The sequence below is a fragment of the Schleiferilactobacillus perolens DSM 12744 genome (assembly GCF_001435585.1).
Taxonomy (GTDB): Bacteria; Bacillota; Bacilli; order Lactobacillales; family Lactobacillaceae; genus Schleiferilactobacillus; species Schleiferilactobacillus perolens.
Genome location: NZ_AZEC01000048.1, coordinates 1 through 1,076, shown reverse-complemented (window position 1 = coordinate 1,076; position 1,076 = coordinate 1). Strand labels below are relative to the sequence as shown.

At 43.7% G+C, this 1,076-nt stretch carries 2 pseudogenes; both read left to right on the top strand.

Annotated features, from left to right (window positions below):
• Window positions 1–99: 99 nt before the first annotated feature.
• A pseudogene (locus FD09_RS16840) lies at window positions 100–488 on the top strand (IS30-like element ISLsa1 family transposase); the annotation flags it as partial.
• A 1-nt stretch (window position 489) separates the two neighbouring features.
• Window positions 490–1,061, top strand: a pseudogene (locus tag FD09_RS16835) (IS30-like element ISLsa1 family transposase); the annotation flags it as partial.
• Between the last annotated feature and the right edge of the window lie 15 nt (window positions 1,062–1,076).

Sequence of the window (1,076 nt, the reverse complement as noted above, 5' to 3'; positions counted from 1 at the left end):
TGGCAAATTCTATAATTAATCCGAACAGAAATTAAAAAGCCCAAAGCAATCACTTACAATGGTAGTAGCTAATTCCAACCAATATAGGGAGTGATTACTTTGGGTACATCTACTTTATCACGTTTTCAACGTGGCGCACTAGCACAACTGGTCAATGAGGGGAATAAATCTTACCAAGTAATGGCTGACGCCTTAGGCGTCGCCAAAGCTACGATTAGCTATGAGTTGGACCGGGTTAAACCTTATGATCCAGAATTAGCTCAGCAAGATGCAGATCGCAAAAGGCGGAATTGCGGTCGTCGTTCGATGCTGACGGCAGCATTAGCGACTTTAATTACCAATCACTTACGATTAACCTGGTCACCAGAAACCATTGCGGCCGCTTATAACTTGAGCACTGCGTCAATTTATAATTGGCTTAATCGTGGCTGGCTCCCCTTCAAATTGACTGATCTACCCAATCGGAATGTCCGCCAGCACCGAGTGAGNCTGATCTACCCAATCGGAATGTCCGCCAGCACCGAGTGAGCGAAAATCGGGGGAAATTTACAAGTGGGACTTCCATCGAACAACGGCCAACAACTGTTAATCAACGGTTAGCTTTTGGTCATTGGGAAGTAGATACGGTGCTTTCTAGTCGAAGTGAGTCACGATCATGTCTGGTTACATTCGTAGAACGTAAGACCCGACTTCTATGGGCTATCAAAGCCCCTAATAGAACGGCTAAGGCTCTAAACACCGCCTTTGGCAAGTTTATGGGGGCCTTCGGTCCCCAAGTAAAATCCATTACTGTTGATCATGGTAAAGAGTTTGCCAATTATCAGGCCTTAGAACAGGATTATCAGATCAAAGTTTATTTTTGCCATCCATATTCACCATGGGAGCGAGGTTCCAATGAATATTTTAATAGACGGTTACGCTGGTTCTTCCCGAAAAAGACCAATTTTAGCCAAGTAACGACTGATGAGATCCTAGCAGCACTTGAACTAATTAATCAACGACCATTAAAAATACATCATCAACAGACTGCCATTGAAAGATTCCGGGCTTGTTCGGATTAAACTTGTAATTTGCCA